The organism is Pedobacter aquatilis (assembly GCF_032678405.1).
Lineage (GTDB): Bacteria > Bacteroidota > Bacteroidia > Sphingobacteriales > Sphingobacteriaceae > Pedobacter > Pedobacter aquatilis_A.
Window position 1 is genome coordinate 124,154 of sequence record NZ_JAVTSJ010000004.1, and the last position, 19,467, is coordinate 143,620.

The following is a 19,467-nucleotide window of genomic DNA, read 5'->3' on the forward strand; positions in this document are numbered from 1 at the left end:
TTTTAAGAAATGCCGGTAAACTCAATTTGTTAAAACTACATCTGGTTTATTTATCTTTCATAAGTTTTAAAAGTACGCCATTTGTCCAGCCAAAACCATCCTGAAGTGGGTATTCACCACCACCACCACCTTTGCTGTTCGTTTCAACAACATTATATTTTTCCATTAATTTCCCGGTTTCTTTGAATACGGCAATATTCTGATTTACCCACCTTTGTGTAATTTGCTTTGCCAGCAGATTAAATCCGTAATTGCGTAAACCTTGAATACTGACGTATTGAAGAGGTGCCCAGGCATTGGGCGCACCCCATTGTTCTTTTGTGGTAGTTAAGGTGGTGATTAATCCACCCGTTTTTAAGAAATCTTTTTCAATTTTCGCTGAAACAGCTTTCGCCTGCATTTGATTTGCCAGTTTAAAATAAAGTGGAAAAGCTGCGGCCAAAGTTAACTGGTTAGAAAATGCGTTGTTTCTCCAATTGTAATCTGTAAAGAAATTTTGTTTAGGGTTCCAGAAATATTTCAAAATAGCCGCTTTGCGTTTGTTAGCTTTAGCGAGAAATAAGGCAGATTTTGCTGAGTTCCCCACCTGTTTATTTGCATCGGCAATGGCAGTTTCAAGATTGTACATCAATGTGTTTAAATCAACTGGCAATAAGTCTGTCGTAATTATCTCACTAAAATTTTTTCCATCAGCAAACCAGCGGCTGCTAAAATCCCAGCCCGATTCTGCCGCTGAACGTACATTACGAAGGAAAACGGAAGGCTCTTGTTTGGTTGATTTAGCTGCTTCAAAATCTTCACGATACGATTCCTCGCGAGGCTGATTACCCGCATCGTAATAACGGTTTAAAACTGTTCCGTCTTTTAATTTTACAACATGATTTTTTGCTGTACCATTTTTTAACTGGGCTGCACCATTCATCCAGAAATTATATTCCTTTTCCAGTACATCCTTATATTCGCTAAGCTTTACCTTCGGGTTATCCTTAACAAGCAGTTGAACCATTGCAGCAAAAAAAGGAGGCTGAGAACGCGTTAAATAATAACTTCTGTTTCCGTTCGGGATAAAGCCATACTTGTTAATGAGGTACGAAAAATTATCAATCATATCTTTCATAATTTTTGTTTTACCTGCTGTTTTTAATCCAAGCATTGTAAAGTAAGAATCCCAGTAATAAATTTCCCTGAAGCGTCCTCCAGGCACAATATAGGGTTTCGGAAGCGGAAGTAATGATGTTTGAAATGCAGATGTGGTATCAGGATTTCTTTTTAAAACCGTCCATAAGGTGTCCAGATGCTTTTCTATACCCAAACTGATATCAGAATGATAAACTGCGTTATGATTTTGAGGTAGACTGAAATGTTCCTCAACGAAAGTTTTTAAGTTAAAATCCTTTAAATCTTTTTTTTGCAGGTAAGCCGTCATAATGTCGGCAGGTTTGCTTTTTGGTATAGCATCAACAAACGATTTGCCATCAGGATAAACCTTTTCCAGTTGTACCTTCTCAAACAGTCCCGGATAAATTTGCCTTGGGCTTAATTCTTTTTGGGCAAAAAGCTGGTTCGAAATCAGTAAAAAATAAATGGTAATTATTTTTAGTGATTTCCATGGAGCATTATTTAAAGAAATTTTGGTTAGGGAGTGCTTGTTCATAATTATTATAACCTGTTACTTAAAGCTACTTAATTTTAATCTTTTCTGATAATTTCTCCACTTAGAAATAGAGAATCATCCAATAAAATATGAGATGGTTTCAGTAATTGTCATACGTATATTACGCTGTGTTTTCTGGCTATATCAACCTAGAAATTTAATTTTACAGAAACATCTATTTATTAAACCAAACAAAAAAAATCCAGAATGAAACTACGGTCTATTTGTAAAAACGTTTTAGTTGCTATGCTTATGCTTTTAGTGGTGATCATTGCAAAAGCTCAAGACAGGGCAGATGAGGCAAAAAAATTAAATGTGCTTCAGCAGCAATTTGTCGATTTGCGTTTCGGTATGTTCATCCATTATAATATTCCTACTTATGCAAATGCCGATTGGCCCGACCCTGAAGCATCGCCAGATTTGTTCAATCCAAAAAAGCTCGATGCTAACCAATGGGCCAAGGCAGCAAAAGCTGCAAACATGAGCTACGGTTGTTTAACCACAAAACACCATAGCGGTTTTTGTATCTGGGATACGAAGAGTACCGATTATAATGTTATGAACAGCCCTTATGGCAAAGATGTGGTTAAGCAATTTACTGATGCCTTTCGGGCCAATGGCTTAAAAGTAATGCTCTATTATTCTATTCTGGATACTCACCATAAGTTGAGGCCGAATCAAATCACTCCAAAACATATTGAAATGATTAAACAGCAGTTAACAGAGTTGTTAACCAGATATGGTAAAATTGAAGCATTGATTATTGATGGCTGGGATGCACCATGGTCAAGGATTTCTTATGATGATGTTCCTTTCGAAGATATATACATGCTTATTAAAACCCTTCAGCCTGATTGTTTGGTTATGGATTTAAACGGTGCGAAATATCCTGCAGAAGGACTTTACTACACGGATATAAAAACTTACGAAATGGGCGCAGGTCAGCGTATGCAGAAAGAAAGTAAAGTCATGCCATCATTAGCTTGTTTGCCAATTAATACCTCCTGGTTCTGGAAAACTGATTTTCCTAAGGTTCCGGTTAGGAAGCCTCAGGAAATTGTCGATAATCTGATTAAACCATTAAATGCTGCCAGTTGTAATTTTATTCTGAATGTTGCTCCAAACCGTGATGGTTTAATAGATGATAATGCAATTGAATCGTTGAAAGAAGTTGGTAAGTTATGGAAAAATGAAGGGCCAACTACAAAATTGCCGGTACTTGGCTTACCGATTATTTCCAGTAACCTGGCTTTAAAACAAGCTACAAATTCGAGCTGGAGCGATGACATGGATATTATGGATTTTGCCAATGATGATAGTTATAAAACCTCATGGAGATCGAATAGTTCGGTAACTAAACCCTGGTACGAGGTTGATTTCAAAAATGAAAAGGGTATAAACACCATCGTTATTGCAGAAACAAAATCAAATATTGACGATTATACCCTTGAATATTGGAACGGAGCGGTCTGGAAGAAAATCACAGATGGTAAGGAAAGCAGTAAAATTAAAATCCATCGTTTTAAACGAATATGGACAAGTAAGGTGAGGATAAGAATTCAGCATGCAAAAGAAATACCATCTATTGCAGAATTTCAGATTTTTGATGAGCGGAGAGATTAGTGAAAAATCATGCTTGTTTTGCATAGATTGCCACTTTTATCTAACTTATTCTTTAAGCTTTTAACCGATGTTAATAACACTTTGTAATAATGGATGTTAAAATAATTTGTGTTTTTAATTATTAAGCATATTTTTAGCGCTGTAAATTATAAACATCTAATTAATTATGAAAAACGGTACAGTAAAATTTTTTAACACAGAAAAAGGATTTGGTTTCATCAAAGAAGAAAATGGCGGTGAGATATTTGTTCATGCTTCAGGCCTGATTGATGAAATTCGTGAGAACGATAAAGTAGAATACGATGTTCAGGAAGGTAAAAAAGGCTTGAACGCAGTTAAAGTAAAAGTAATCTAGTCTCAATGATATTTTTATAAAAAAGCAGGCTATTAAGCCTGCTTTTTTATTTTATAATGCTTTTGGCTGAAGCTTGTTAGGCGATACCTCATATTTCGATGAGATGTGCATGGTTTTTGAGTCGCTTTTTTAGGGGCAAAACTTAAAGAATCGTTTGTGTAAACAACTTTCTTTTATATTTGTTAGCTACTTTAACTATAAGTCCCGGTTATTTCAATCTTAATTCATGAGTAAGTTTAGCGAACCTTCAAAGGATAATTTAACATTCGAAGAAAGACGGCTGAAAAAGTTAAGGCGTTACGATATTCTTCAAACTCCTCCTGAGCTCGTTTTTGATTTGATTGCAGAAATTGCGAAGAGCACTTTTGCTTCGGCAGGCTCTTTTGTTTCTTTTATCGATGTTGATACCGTTTTTCTGAAAGCAAACACCAGTGAAATTGTAATTAATACTTTAAATAAGGATGAAAGCCTATGCACAGTAGCTGGTCGTACCCATGAAATAACCCTGATTGAAGATACTAATCAGCGCAATGAAGTTAAAAACAGTCCGTTTGTGCAGATGGATAATGGCATTAAGTTCTACGCAGCAGCACCAATTATTTCGGCTGAAGGTTTTATACTCGGCACTGTAAGTGTTATGGATATAAAAGCAAGATTCGACATTAAAGAAGAACAATTAGACGTGCTGAGATGGCTTGCGAACTTAACAATGGAAAAACCCGAATCGAGACTTGTAAGCAGGGTTGCCGTTAAAGCCTACGATGACCGTTTGCACCGCCTTGCCCACGATATGAAAAATCCTGCTACCACACTGATTGGTTTTGGGCAGTTGATGTCAAGGGCGGCTATTTCTGCTGAAAAAATAAAAGAAATGGGAGAAAAAATTGAACGTATTGGACGGAATATTTCCCAAACGATGAACAATCTCTTAAGTGAAGCACAAAATGAAAACGCAACAATAGATTTAAAATTTGAAACTATAAAGGTTAGTGAACTGATAGAATCTGTAACCAGGACTTTCGAATTTTCGCTTAAGAATAAAAATCAGACACTCGAAATTCATTGTTATACTGAAGGCTACATTCAAATAGACCGGGAATAAATCCATGATGTATTTACGAATATGTTGAGTAATGCTATTAAATATTCATATCCGGGATCAACGATAAAAATTATTTGTTCTTCAGAAGAAGATAATGTGATATTTGAATTCAGGGATAAGGGCGTGGGTTTAACCACCGATGATTTACCCAAACTTTTTACAAAATTTGCCAGGCTTTCATCCATTCCAACAGCAAAAGAACGTTCAAACGGTATTGGGTTATATATCGTTAAAACTCTTGTTCAGCTGCATGGAGGAAAAGTATGGGCAGCAAATGAGGGAAAAGAAAAGGGTAGCAGCTTCTTTATCTCGCTCCCAAAATTCGAAAGTCAATCTGTTAGTGAGTAAGTAAATGGCATTGAGATTGCTTATTTACGCTTCATAAAACAAATAAAATCATAATTATGTGGTTTCATGGAAACGTTCCCAATTTTTGGGAACGTTTCCATGAAAAATACCTTTGTTACCTCGCATGTAAAAAAGTAAAGCTGAATATATTTGGTTCTAATCAAACCAAATTTTTTATTCAACCAAATAATTATGAGATATCTTTATTCAAAAAAAGGACTGTCGTAGATTTTTTAAGTCATCGTTTAAAAGCAAATCCAGCCGAATTTAACTTCCGGTAAGCGATTGTAATAAATATTTCCTTTTAACTTAAACAAATTACGCATGTCAGTTTACACAAAACCTATAGCGGTCTTTGTTGGCTGTATGGCATTACTGGTTTTTAACGTCGGGAATTCGCAGGCACAACAGAAACCAGATACTGTCAATCTCAAACAAGACACTCTATATTCAGATTCCTTTAGGAAGCTGAAGCGATTGATATACTTTAACATTCCAGGTAAACTTTCCACTTCATCATCTGCAGCTGTAACCGGAGATGAATTCGCAACTACGCCTGTGGTTTCATATCCTTTAGCGCTTAGTGGCCGTTTACCCGGATTGGTAATAAACCAAACCAACGGGCAACCTTTAAATGAAGGGCTTTCCTTTAAACTTCGCGGTCTAACACCATTAATTTTTATCGATGGTATTCCACGTTCAGTTACCGAAATCGGTATCGAAGAAATTGAATCCGTAACAGTGCTTAAAGATGCTGTTTCCTTAGCAATGCTTGGAATAAGAGGGGCAGGAGGAGCAATTTCGATAGTAACCAAAAAGGGAAATAAAGGACAGCATATAAGTTTTACAGGTACATGGGGTATTCAAAAACCAATACAAAACCTAATATCAAATCCGCTTGATGCATTTAATTATGCAACACTTTATAATGAAGCCTTAGTTAATGATGGACTTTCTGTGGCAACCAACGGATTTAGCCAGACTGCATTGAATACCTTTCAAAGTGGTTCAGATCCTTTGCGTTATCCCAATGTAAACTGGACAGATCAGATTTTGAAAAACTCATCAGCAGTAGCACGCTATAGCCTTAATACAAGCGGCGGCAACAATTTTGTGCAATATTTTATAAATCTCGAACACTTTAGTCAGGATGGTTTGCTCAATACAAGCGATGCCAATAAGTATAATACCAATGCAAATCTGAGGGGCTATTTTATCCGTTCAAATGTTGATGTTAAATTAACAGATAACATTAGCGCAGGTATATATATACAGGGTAGAATTCTGAACACAACAAGTCCGGGAAATGCAGGAGCTGATAATCTTTTCAGTTCAATTTTGGCAACTCCTAATAGCGCCTATCCAATTTATAACGCCAATGGCACTTACAGCGGTAGTGCGCAATTTCAAAATAACATTCTTGCGCAGAATATTAGTTCGGGTTATTCATTAACCAATACACGTACTGTATTATCTGATTTTTATTTAAAATATGCCCTCGATGATGTTGCAAAAGGCCTATGGGTTAAAGCAAGAGCATCATTCTTTAGTAACCTTAACGAGAATATTGTTAGGAATAAATCCTTTGCTGTTTTTGAACCAGTATTTTCGACTTCAGGAGCTGAAACAACCTACCGGCAGTATGGAACAAATGGTGCGCAGGCTAACAGTAATTCAATAAGCTTTCAAAACAGGTCAGATTTTCAGGAACTCTCAATGGGATATAATCACGTTTTTGAAGGTGGCCATGGTTTTGATGCAACTATTCTTGCTAATCGCGATAACCTGGTTAATGGTTCAAATCTTCCTTATACCATACAAGGTATATCAGGTCATTTTGCCTATAATTATAAGGAAAAATACCTTGCTGAAATTTCTGCTTCGCAAAGTGGTGCCAACCGTTATCCTGATCATGGTGGATTTAAATATGGTTTCTTTCCGGCAGTTGGATTAGGATGGAATATTGCCAAAGAAGATTTCCTGAAAGGGAATAACTGGTTGGATAACCTGAAACTTTACGGTTCTTACGGTAAAGTTGGGCGTGATAACGGCGCATATTTTACCTATCAGCAGGTTTACAATGCTTCACCAACTTCAATTTTTGGGAGCAGTGCAGCTGCCGGAACAACCATCGGCGAATCGTACCTCGCAAATCCGAATATAACCTGGGAGAAATCAAATATGCTGAACGTTGGTTTGGATGCATCTTTTCTTCAAAACAGACTGACCTTTAACGTAGAATATTATCGGAATAAGCTTACTGATTTAAGCATTGTCAGAGGCGTTAGTAATTCAATTTTAGGGATTTCATATCCTAGTGAAAACATCGGGCGACAAGCTTACTTTGGCTGGGAAACACAATTAGGTTGGGCTGAGAAAAAGAACAACTGGGGCTACTTTATTAATTTAAATGCCAGTTTACAAAACTCCAAACTGCTTTACAGTGCCGAGGCCAATCAAAAGTACAGCTGGATGTACAGAACGGGGCACCCTGTAGGGCAAACCTATGGATATATTGCCGAGGGATTATTCAGGAGCCAACAGGAAATTACCGGCTATCCTACAATCGAAGGATATACCCCACAGCCCGGTGATATTAAATATAAAGACTTAAACGGAGATGGTGTAATTAACCAGTACGATCAGACAACAATAGGTTCTGAAAAACCAACATTGTTTCTCGGTGCCCGATTAGGGTTTAATATTGCCGGATTTGATTTCAGTACGTTGCTGCAAGGTGCAGTCAATCAGCAGGTTTATCTCTCGGGAAATAGCTTTTGGGAATTTCAGGGTGGTACAGCTCAGGCTTACAAAACGCAGCTCGACAGATGGACTCCATCAAATGTATCTGCAAATTATCCTCGCTTAACAACCAGTTCAGGGCCAAGGAACGGAGCCGTTAATAATTTTGTCAGTTCTTCCTTCTGGCTCAGAAACGGCGATTATATACGGGTTAAAAATATTGAATTTGGCTTTAGATTCCCCTCAAAACTGACCGATAAAATTGGTTTAAAAGCTACACGTGTATTTGTAAACGGCTTAAACCTTTACACTTTCGGATCGAAAACGTTTAATGGTGCCGACCCTGAAAATTACAATGGCAGTTATCCAATTGAAAAGGTGTTTTCTCTTGGTTTAAATATTCAACTATAGCATTTACAGATATGAAAAAATCACTTTATTTTTTACTCATTCTATCAATGCTGGCGTCCTCATCTTGCAAGAAATTTGAAAACCAGCCTGAAGAGCGGACATTGGAAACCGATGTTTTCGATAAAACCGATAAAACTGGTACGCAATCTACAGCATATCTATTAGGAATTTATTCTTTTTTACCTGCCGGATTTAACCGCATTGACGGAGATTTTCTGGATGCAGCTACTGACGATGCTATCCCTTCTTCCGATAGGTCGAACATTATGCTTTTTACTAACGGGCAATTAACGGCAGTAAATTATCCTGATAATAATTGGGCAAACAGCTATACCATTATAAGAAGAAGCAATGTGTTTTTAAATAATATCGGAATTGTTCCAATAGCCGATGATATAAGGAAGAGGCAAGTTGCTGAAGCTCGGTTCCTTCGTGCTTTTGCTTATTTCGAGCTTTTAAAACGATATGGCGGTGTTCCTTTGGTTGGCAACAAAGTCTTCTCCCTTGATGATGACTTAAGCATTCCCAGAAATACTTTCAGTGAGTGTGTAGATTATATTGCTTCAGAATGTGATGCCGTTACACCTGATCTGCCAAATGGAACAAGCCTGGCAGCAACAGAATTTGGACGAGTGCCTTCTGAAGCTGCGATGGCACTGAAGTGCAGGCTTTATTTGTATGCGGCAAGTCCGCTTTTTAATGGCGGAGGTTTTGAAACCAATGCGCAAATCAAAGCCTTAACAGGGTATACAACTGCTGATGCTACTCGCTGGCAGAGGGTAATTACTGCAGCAGAAGCACTTATTGCCAAAGGTTACTATAAATTGCCGGCCGGAACAGGAACTACGGTTTATTCAGCGGTATTTACAACCAAGATAAATACGGATATTATTTTCTCAAAGCAATCAGCTAATTCAACTACAATTGAGAATAGTAATGCTCCCGTTGGATATGTCGCCCCTACAACCAGCAACGGTCGTACAAGCCCAACACAAAACCTTTTAAATGCTTTTCCAAATCTTGATGGAACGGTCTATACAGGAACCAACTTGAGTCCTTCGCAATATGAAAACCGCGATCCAAGATTAAAAGCCATTATTTTTTATAACGGAACACAGTGGTTAAGCAGAGCTGTTCAAACCTTCGAAGGCGGTTTAGATAAACCGAATCAGGCTTTTAAAACACAAACTAAAACGGCTTACTACCTGAAAAAATTTATGGCCGATTTTTCGACCTCCACAACATATTCAAATCAAAGCCACAACTTTCCTTATTTCCGCTTTGCAGAGGTATTGTTAAGTTATGCTGAAGCACTTAACGAATCAGGGCGTGTGGAGGATGCAGTAAAGCAATTAAACCTGGTACGTGCAAGGGCAGGAATAACCGCCGGTACAAATAGTCGATATGGTGTTAAAGTAGCTATAACGCAAACAGAGTTGAGGGAACTTATCAAGAACGAACGACGTATAGAGCTTTGTTTTGAAGAACAACGTTTCTGGGATTTACGCAGGTGGAAAATGAGTAATACTTTGTCATCAGTTTTACAAGGACTGAGTATCAGCCAATCGGGTACTACACTGAATTTCTCACTTCAGAATGTGAATACAATGGTTTTTGCGGATAAATATTATCACATGCCGATTCCATATTCAGAAATGATAAAAAACCCAAAACTCGTACAAAACGAAGGTTATTACTAACAATGAAATAATTGTTTTTCAGCTTTTCAGAAGTTGAAATGAACCCGGTAAAAAATTAGAAGATGAAAAAAATTATATACTTATACTGTATTTGTCTGCTACTGCTTGGCTTTAATGCCAGTGCACAGAAAAGGCAGGTAACAGGCCTCGTAAGCGATGGCCAGGGCGCTGTGCCTGGCGTAACGGTTATTGAAAAAGATAACCCGAAAAACGGTACCATGACCGATGCAAATGGTAAGTTTATCATTAACATTAGCAGCGATGTGATTATTTTTAAAAACGTAGGTTATCTTACACAAGAGATTTCTGCTCAGGGAAGAAATACGATTAATGTTAAGCTCGAAGAGGATAAAAAGAATCTGGACGACGTTGTAATTGTTGGTTATGGCGAAAAGAAGAAAATTACACTTACGGGTTCGGTAAGTGCAATTTCTGGAAAAGACATCAGACAAAGTCCCTCGCCAAGTTTACAGAATGCGCTCGCCGGTAGGGTAACGGGGTTTTCATCGCAACAAAGAAGCGGACAACCCGGTGCGGATGGTGCAACTTTTAATGTGCGTGGTGTAAGCTCATACACAGGAAACAACAACCCTCTTATTTTGGTTGATGACATTGAGTTTACTTACGACCAGTTTTCACAACTTAATTCAAATGAAGTAGAATCGATAAGTATTCTTAAAGATGCTTCGACCACAGCAATTTATGGTATTAAAGGTGCAAATGGTGTTATCCTCGTAACTACTGTAAGGGGAAAAGTAGGAAAACCTCAAATTGGTGTGCAGTTTGAATACGGTTTAAATCAGTTAACAAGACGGCCTGAATACCTTAATGCCTATCAGGCTGCGTCTTTAATTAACGAGGCTCAGGTAAATACCAATAATTTAAATCCAAATCCAAGTTTTGTAAGGACGTTTTCTGATGCCGACCTGGAACTTTATCGCAATGGAAGTGACCCTTATGGCCATCCTGATAATAACTGGACTGATATATTAATGAAACAGTTTGCTCCACAGGTACGAGGTAATTTTAACGTCACCGGTGGAACGGAAAAGGCTAAATACTTTGTATCTCTTGGTTATTTAAACCAGGGTGGACAGTTAAAAGATTACAGCGAAGATTTAAATAGTAAATTCTACTATAAAAGATACAATTATCGGTCGAACGTAGATTTAAAAGTGACAAAAACACTCGATGTTCGTTTTGATTTATTTGGTAGTGTTGATGAAATGAACTCGAACAATGCCAGCGCCAATAATAATATTTTTAGCGATTTAGGTCGTTCGGCAGAAACAGCGCCATACAATTACCCTGTTTATAACCCCGATGGTAGTTTGGGCTACAGTTTATGGCAACGCAACGCATCAGGCAGGAACAATAATAATTTAATCGGAAGATTAATGTATAATGGTTATTACCGTACTTTTTCAAATAATATTAACCTTGCTACATCAGCTACACAAAAGCTTGATTTCATAACTAAAGGTTTATCAATTAAAGGTACACTGGCCTATCGTAATTTATACGCTTACAGCCGTTCTTTACAAAGGCCAACAAGTGGAACAGGTTTTATATCATACATCTACGATCCGGTAACTGGAACATACTCTTTCGGCCAGCGTGATAATATTTACCGTTTAACCACGCCATCATTAACCTATACACCTGGTTTTACAAACAGTGCCTTAACAATGCAAGCCATTTTGAATTATAACCGCAATTTTGGAAATCATCATGTTTCAGGTTTGTTTTTATACAACCAGAACAGTAAGAAAACACAAAATACCACCAATACCGATTATAATTTTATTCCTGAAAACTTCAGGGGATATACTGCACGTTTAGGTTACGATTATAAACAAAAGTACCTGGTAGAATTTAGTGGTGCTTATAATGGTACTGACCGTTTTTCTGCCGATAAAAGATTTGGCTTCTTCCCGGCTGTTTCTGTAGGCTGGAACATGGCTGAAGAGTCTTTTATGAAAGATAATATCAAATTCATCAACCTGTTTAAATTCAGGGGTTCTTATGGACTTGTTGGTGTAGACAATACAAATGGTGTTTATTCCTATTTACAAACCTATGCTTCTGGCAGCGGAACAGGGCTTTTTGGCCTTGCAACCAATAATAGCTATGGGGTAGTTACTGAAGGCACACTCGGTAATAATGAGGTAACCTGGGAGAAGGAGAAGAAATTAGATATTGGTCTTGATATGGCTGCGTTTAAGAATAAGTTAACCGCCACTTTTGGGTATTTTAACAACCACAGATATGATATTTTAACAACAAGAGGTACAGTGTCGGCCGTATTTGGTCAGAACTTGCCCAATGTAAACCTCGGAAAAACAAATAACAAAGGGTTTGAAGCAGAAGTAGGATTTAATGACCAGGTGGGGACAAACTGGAATTATATGGTAAAAGGGACATACTCACTGGCTAAAAACCGTATTGATTTTATGGATGAAGCCGAACCTTTATATGCCTACCAGCGACAAACAGGTCAGGCAATAGGTTCTGTTTTAAAATACAGCTGGACAGGTGAGTTTTACACGGCAGAAGATATTGCAAATCCTGCAGTGCCGAAACCAACAATTGGGGGTAGGCCAGGCGATTTGAAATATAAAGATTTAAATGGTGATGGGGTAATTGATGCAAGTGACCGTTCTTACTTTGGTTATACAAATCTGCCAAACACAACTTACGGATTGACTTTAGGAGCTGGTTATAAAAACTTTAGTATCACAGTACTTTTTCAAGGATCGGCAAATTTTGTTGCCAGTGCACAGGGTGCTGTAATACATCATAACGCCAGTAATGCATTACCAATACACCTCGAGCACTGGACACCAGCACTTGGTAATGCAGCAAAATACCCTCAGGTGTATACTACCGCACTTAGTCAAAGCCCTCGCGATTATTATTCTGATTTCTGGGCAATTCCTGCTGATTATATCCGGTTGAAAACAGCTGAAATAAGCTATACCGCCGGACCGAAATTGTTATCGAAGCTCAAGGTTAAATCCCTTCGTATTTATGCAAACGGATATAACCTGCTTACCAGAACAAAACTGGATAAATTGTATAATCTCGATCCCGAAATACTGGAGTCGGTTGCCGATTTACCTTATCCACCAACAAGAATTATTAATATGGGTTTAAACGTTACATTTTAAAGCTAGAGTATGAAAAAGATATTAACTATTGTGTTGCTTTCATGCGTAATTTTTTCCTGCAAAAAATCCAATTTCCTCGATGATAAAACAAATGGTTTAACAGAGGATGTAGTTTTTGCAGATAGCATTCAAACCATGGGTTTCTTAAATAAAATTTATGTAGATGCGGGTTATACATTTGGGCCTTCGCGTTTTTCTTCAGCTGGAGGTACAGGAAACACGGAGCTTGCTACCGATAATGCTGAAGGCAACAATAACCTTTCAGTTTGGTCTGATTCTTATGTTCAGGGGGTTATAGGACCAAGTAATGTTCTCACGAATTTCGCAACCGATAAGGATTTCTGGAATACACCGTATAAGAACATCCGCAGGGTTAATTTGTTGCTATCGAAAATTTCTGGAGCACCTTTTGCCGAATCTACAAGAAAACGGATGCGTGCCGAAGCCAGGTTTTTAAGGGCCTTTTATTACCATAATATGGTGGCTGCATTCGGTGGAGTTCCACTTGTTGGCGACCAGGTTTTTGGTATTAACGATATAATCAATATTCCGAGGAATAGCTATGCTGAATGTGTAAGTTATATGGTATCAGAACTCGATGCTGCCGCTGCCGATTTAGCAGGTGTGGTTTACAAAGATATTGATTACGGCAGGATTACCAGAGGTGCTTGCCTGGCGCTCAAATCGAGGGTTTTATTATATGCTGCCAGCCCGCTTTTTAATGGTGGAGGTATCACCCAAAGTCCTTTGGTTGGTTATCCGGCAGCAGATATTAATCGCTGGACAGCTGCGGCTAATGCTGCAGAAGCGGTTATCAACCTTAATGCCTATAGCTTGAATGTTGATAATGCCACCAGGGCAGGAAATGGCTTTTATCAGCTTTTTTTGAAACGTGTTAACAGTGAGTATATTTTTGCTTACAACAGACCTGCGCAAAAAGAATTTGAAACCTTTTACTTACCTCCAACACGTTCAGGAAGTTCGGTAATGAAACCAACGCAGAGTTTAATAGAATCTTTCGGAATGATCGACGGTAAGCCAATTACAGAAAGTGCACTTTATAATGCAAATGACCCATATTTAAACAGAGATCCTCGCTTCGACTATTCGGTAATTTATAACGGGCTTTCTTACATGAGCAATACTGGCGTGAAAACTACTGTTCTCACTTATACCAGTACCGGTTCAACTATTGCCAACAGTACATCCGATGCATATACGTCAACAAATAAATTTACGGGCTATTTTTCGAGAAAAATGCTCGATGAAAACTTAACCAATGCGAGTACGGGTACTACCGAGCGGGCATGGCCATTAATCCGTTATGCAGAAATTCTGCTTAATTATGCAGAAGCCATTAACGAAGCCGGTCAGCCTGAAAAAGCTATAGAAAAGTTAATTCTTTTACGTGCACGAGCAGGAATTTTGCCGGGTACTGATGGCAGGTATGGAATAAAATCAAACATTACGGTAACAGAATTGCGAAATGTTATTCAAAATGAACGTAGGATTGAGCTTGCTTTCGAAGACCACAGGTTTAATGATATACGTCGTTGGAAAATAGCCGCTACGGTACTTAAAGGATATAATACCGTTGATATTATTACCAGAATTGGCACATCTACTTATAAACATACAATAGGTACAGCACCGAGGCCTTTAAACTTCCGTGATGCAATGTATCTTCTGCCCATTCCATTAAGTGAAATCCAGAAAATGCCACTGATGGAGCAGAACCCAGGTTATTAGTTTTCTGGTAATTGTTTAATTTCGGCAAGGGCATAAGCTCTTGCCTTTTAATTTCTAAAAAGAATCGTAATGCAAATGTTTAAATCAAAACTTCGTTTTATCCCGCAGGAAAAAATTTCGCTCTATTTAACGGTTTTTATGGTTCTGCTGGCATTTATAGCTAATGGACAGACTGTAAAACCGCTTCGCTTATTCTTTATCGGGAATAGCTTTTCGCAAAATGCCAGCAGGTTTCTGCCGCAGATAAGTGAATCAGGCGGGCATAAACTAATAATTGGCCGGGCAGAGATAGGCGGTTGTCCATTACAAAAACATTGGGAAGCTGTTGAAGCAAATGATGCCGATTCAAAAGATCCTAAAGGCATGCCCTACAATGGTAAATCCTTGCGGGCACTTTTATCTGATGGTGTTTGGGATGTTGTTAGTATTCAGCAATATTCATTACTTTCAGGAGATTCTGCCACCTACGAGCCTTACGCTGCTAAGTTATATCAGTTCATTAAACAGTTGCAACCAGATGCAAAAGTAGTGTTTCATCAAACCTGGGCGTATAGAATCGACGCTAAAGAATTTGGTAAAATACATGGAGAAAAAAGAGCCGAAAGCCAGGAGCAGATGTGGGAATATTCAAGGTCAGCTTACCATAAAGTTGCAGGCGATTTAGGAATTAAAATAGTACCTACTGGCGACGCTTTTCAAAAAATAAACAGTAATATAAAGTTAGGTTTCAAAAAAGATTTGAAGTTTAATTACGAAAATCCGGGATTTCCTCTACTTCCTGATCAATTACATTCCCTTAATGTTGGTTATTCATATTCGAAAGAGCATAAACTGAACTTCGATCCAAACCATGCCAATGATGCAGGTTGTTACCTGGCAGGCCTGGTATGGTACACTTTTTTATTTAAAGATGAACCTGCGAAAGTTAGTTTTAAACCAGAAACCGTAGATGAAGCTTTTGCTAAAGAATTGAAAAAGGCTGCAAAAGCTGTGGTGAAATAAGAGGTAGTTAATCATTACTTTTACAACTTCAGCTAGCTGACCGAATGCTTGATTAATTTGCAAAATACCCTCAAATTGCTTTATTTGTAAGATAAATCTTTCTTTAGCTTTTAACCAAATTCAATTATGAAAAGCAATCAGGTAACCATTGTCGATATTGCCAACGAGCTCAGTATGTCTAAATCAACTGTTTCGCGGGCACTTACCGGACATCCCAATGTTAAGCCTGAAACCCGAGCTAAAGTTATGGAGCTCGCTGAAAAGCTCGATTATCAGCGAAACATGCTTTCCATAAGTTTGATAACCAATAAAACGAAAACTATTGGTATTGTACTCCCCGAATTTATTACATCGTTTTTTCCTCAGGTTGTAGTGGGCGCACAGGAAGAAGCTGCCAGGCAGGGGTATAGCGTTTTAGTGTCACAGTGTAATGAAAGTTACGAAACCGAAGTAGCCAATTCAAAAGTAATGCTAGCCAACAGGGTTGATGGCGTTATGGTTTCATTAACTAAAGAAACATTGAACTACGATCACTGGAAAGCTTTCATCAGAAAGAAAATTCCTGTTGTTTTTTTTAATCGGGTTTGTGAAGAAATGATGGTTCCAAAGGTTGTGGTAAACGATTATGATGCTGCTTTTAAGGCAGTGGAACACCTGATTAAAATTGGGAAAAAGAGAATTGCCCATCTGGCAGGACCAGGTCAGTTGGTTATAAGCCGTAAAAGAATGAACGGTTATCGCGATGCTTTAAAAAAATATAATATTCCGGTTGATGAGGAGCTGATTATTGAATACGACTTAAACCTTAGCAAGGTAAAAATGTATGTAAAACATCTTCTGGGCATGGAAAACCCACCCGATGCACTCTTTGCCGTTAACGATCCTACGGCAATTGAAGCCATACAGATTATTAAACAATTGGGAAAACGCATCCCTGATGATATTGCCATAGTTGGCTTTAGCGATAATTATGGCTCGAGTTTTATCGAGCCGAGCCTTACAACGATAGCGCAACCAGTAAGGGAAATTGGCAAAACTGCCATGGAATTGCTTTTGGGTTTAATGGATAAAGATATTTCTGAATGGAAGCCATTAATCCGCACATTAGATGCTGATTTGGTTGTGCGGAACTCAACAGTAAATACTAGCAGTCAATCTTAAAGAAACAGCTTAATTATTTTCTAATCATTTTCAAGGGAACGTTCCCAATTTTCGGGAGCGTTCCCATTTTATTTTCCCTTTTCCCAAGCCCCTTTCTCGGATAGATTATAAATATCTTCGAAATCATATATAATAATTGTCTTCGGATACTTATGAGAAAAGAGCAAGCTTCGGCAAAAAGAAATTTAAACCAAATAGCATTAACAACAGATTTAGTAATCGCCGGTGGCGGTTTATCTGGTGTTTGTACCGCAATTACTGCTGCTAGGCAGGGATTGGACGTCGTTTTAGTACAAGACAGGCCTGTTTTAGGCGGCAACTCATCCAGTGAAGTCAGACTGTGGGTGTTAGGCGCAACTTCTCACATGGGCAATAACAATCGTTGGTCTAGAGAAGGTGGAGTTATTGATGAAATCCTTGTCGAAAATACGTATCGAAATCCTGAAGGAAACCCAGTTATATTCGATATGATTCTGCTTGATAAGGTTACGCAGGAATCAAAGATTAAATTGATTTTAAATACTTCCGTATTCGAAGTTGAAAAGCATGACGAGCATACAATAAAATCTATAAAAGGATTCTGCAGTCAGAATTCAACTGAATATATGCTGCAAGCACCCTTGTTTTGCGATGCCACTGGCGATGGTATTATCGGTTTCTTATCGGGTGCAGCATTTCGAATGGGTGCCGAAAGCAAGGATGAATTTGATGAAGGGATGGCCCCGACTGCGGAGTACGGAGAATTGCTCGGACATTCGTTGTATTTCTATAGTAAGGATATTGGTAAACCTGTGAAATTTGTTCCGCCGGCATTTGCGCTTAAAGACATAACAGCGATTCCAAGATTCAGACAGTTTAATGCCAACGAATTTGGATGCAAGCTGTGGTGGGTAGAATATGGAGGGCGATTAGATACGGTTCACGATACCGAAAAAATAAAATGGGAACTTTGGAAAGTTGTTTATGGAATCTGGAACCACATTAAAAATTCGGGTAATTTCCCGGAAGCAGAAAACCTTACACTCGAGTGGGTAGGAAGCATACCTGGAAAAAGGGAAAGCAGGAGGTTTGAAGGCGATTATATACTTTCGCAAAAAGACCTAATCAATCAAAATCAACACGAAGACGCAGTTGCTTACGGCGGTTGGTCGATTGATTTACATCCTGCCGATGGTATTTACAGTGAAAGACCGGGTTGTAACCAGTGGCATGGAAAGGGGGTTTTTCAAATCCCTTACCGAACGCTTTATAGTAAAAATATTAATAACCTTTTTCTCGCAGGTCGTATTATAAGCGTGAGCCACGTTGCTTTTGGTGCAACAAGAGTAATGGCCACCTGTGCATTTATTGGTCAGGCTGTTGGCATGGCTGCGGTTATCTGCAAACAAAATAAAATCGTTCCTAAAGCTATATTTAAGGAAGGTTTTATTGGAATGTTACAGCAAAAATTACTTGCAGAAGGGCATTATATTCCATTTGTGGCCAAAGCCCCAGAAAATGATTTGGTTTCATCTGCAAAAATTTCAGCATCATCAAGTTTAGCTTTTAAAGGCTTTACAAATGAAGATAAATGGAGAACATTGACCCTTCCAACAGCACAATTGTTCCCGCTGGAGGCTGGAAAAATCCCTGTTTTTTATTTGCCGGTTAATGCCCTTAAAAACGCGTCGCTAAAAACAGAAATAAGGGTTAGCGAAAGGAAGGGGGGCTTTACACCTGATAAAGTGCTGGCTAAAAAGGTATTCGAGCTTAAAGAAGGTATACAACAGATTGAAATAGATTATGGAATTGAATTGCCGGAAAAAGGTTATGTGTTTTTAATGTTTGAGGCTAATGATGATTTACAGCTGGGGTACACAGAAAAACGGGTTTCTGGTGTACTATCGGTATTTAACTCCGTAAACAAGGCGGTATCAAATAATGGCAAACAGGTTCCTCCTGCAGAAGCGGGAGTGGATGAATTTGAATTTTGGTGTCCGCAAAGACGACCTCAGGGGCAGAATATTGCCATAACAGCCAGTAAGGTTCAGCAGCTTTTTGATGCAAACTTAATCAGAAATGGTATAGACAGGCCATTTATTGAGCCTAATGCCTGGGTAAGTAATCAGGACGATAAAGAGCCAGCATTAAGCCTGGAATGGGAAGAATTAAAGAAAATAAAACAGATTGATTTATGGTTTGATACAGATTTTGACCATCCGATGGAATCTGTTTTAATGACACATCCTGAAAATGTTATGCCTTTCTGTATTAGGAATTATCAGATATTGGATGAAAATGGTAACATGATTTTTAACAAAAAAGATAATTATCAAACCCATAATCGTGTTATTTTTGAAAACGACGTGGAGGTTAAAAAACTGATTTTTAAGTTTGAACACCCATCTAATTTAGTGCCAGCGGCAGTTTTTGCTATAAGGTGTTATCCCGAAATCAATAATTAGTAAGCG

At 38.3% G+C, this 19,467-nt stretch carries 12 protein-coding genes; 11 read left to right on the forward strand and 1 reads right to left on the reverse strand.

Translation table 11 applies throughout. From position 1 onward, the window contains the following. Positions 1–46: 46 nt before the first annotated feature. The gene (gene treF / locus R2R71_RS12120) at positions 47–1,654 is read right to left on the reverse strand and encodes an alpha,alpha-trehalase TreF (RefSeq protein WP_316831535.1); all 1,608 of its coding nucleotides are present in this window, start codon (positions 1,652–1,654) and stop codon (positions 47–49) included. A gap of 207 nt (positions 1,655–1,861) precedes the next feature. On the opposite strand from treF, the gene R2R71_RS12125 reads away from it, so the two are divergent. The 11 genes from R2R71_RS12125 (at position 1,862) to R2R71_RS12175 (ending at position 19,461) form a co-directional block, all read left to right on the forward strand. Beyond that, a complete protein-coding gene (locus R2R71_RS12125) occupies positions 1,862–3,277 on the forward strand; it encodes an alpha-L-fucosidase (protein WP_316831536.1) in 1,416 nt (471 codons plus the stop codon). Positions 3,278–3,443: 166 nt separating this feature from the next. After that, positions 3,444–3,632, forward strand: a complete 189-nt coding sequence (locus R2R71_RS12130) for a cold-shock protein (protein WP_316831537.1) — start codon at positions 3,444–3,446, stop codon at positions 3,630–3,632. Between the two features lie 226 nt (positions 3,633–3,858). Next, complete coding sequence (locus R2R71_RS12135; RefSeq protein ID WP_316831538.1) at positions 3,859–4,734, forward strand: GAF domain-containing protein; 876 nt, start codon at positions 3,859–3,861, stop codon at positions 4,732–4,734. After that, positions 4,735–5,082 (forward strand): ATP-binding protein, encoded by a 348-nt coding sequence (locus R2R71_RS12140; protein WP_316831855.1) that lies wholly within the window; start codon positions 4,735–4,737, stop codon positions 5,080–5,082. A gap of 324 nt (positions 5,083–5,406) precedes the next feature. Beyond that, positions 5,407–8,235 carry a SusC/RagA family TonB-linked outer membrane protein gene (locus R2R71_RS12145; RefSeq protein WP_316831539.1) on the forward strand — a complete coding sequence of 943 codons (2,829 nt, stop codon included), beginning with the start codon at positions 5,407–5,409 and terminating at the stop codon, positions 8,233–8,235. An 11-nt stretch (positions 8,236–8,246) separates the two neighbouring features. After that, positions 8,247–9,935: a RagB/SusD family nutrient uptake outer membrane protein gene (locus R2R71_RS12150; protein WP_316831540.1), complete on the forward strand. Its 1,689-nt coding sequence runs from the start codon at positions 8,247–8,249 to the stop codon at positions 9,933–9,935. A gap of 62 nt (positions 9,936–9,997) precedes the next feature. Continuing rightward, positions 9,998–13,105, forward strand: coding sequence for a TonB-dependent receptor (locus tag R2R71_RS12155; RefSeq protein ID WP_316831541.1), 3,108 nt, complete (start codon positions 9,998–10,000; stop codon positions 13,103–13,105). Between the two features lie 9 nt (positions 13,106–13,114). Beyond that, positions 13,115–14,854 carry a RagB/SusD family nutrient uptake outer membrane protein gene (locus R2R71_RS12160; RefSeq protein WP_316831542.1) on the forward strand — a complete coding sequence of 580 codons (1,740 nt, stop codon included), beginning with the start codon at positions 13,115–13,117 and terminating at the stop codon, positions 14,852–14,854. Positions 14,855–14,923: 69 nt separating this feature from the next. After that, positions 14,924–15,856: a DUF4886 domain-containing protein gene (locus R2R71_RS12165; RefSeq protein WP_316831543.1), complete on the forward strand. Its 933-nt coding sequence runs from the start codon at positions 14,924–14,926 to the stop codon at positions 15,854–15,856. A 126-nt stretch (positions 15,857–15,982) separates the two neighbouring features. After that, positions 15,983–17,017, forward strand: a complete 1,035-nt coding sequence (locus tag R2R71_RS12170; protein ID WP_316831544.1) for a LacI family DNA-binding transcriptional regulator — start codon at positions 15,983–15,985, stop codon at positions 17,015–17,017. Positions 17,018–17,169: 152 nt separating this feature from the next. Next, a complete protein-coding gene (locus tag R2R71_RS12175; protein WP_316831545.1) occupies positions 17,170–19,461 on the forward strand; it encodes an FAD-dependent oxidoreductase in 2,292 nt (763 codons plus the stop codon). Positions 19,462–19,467: the final 6 nt, after the last annotated feature.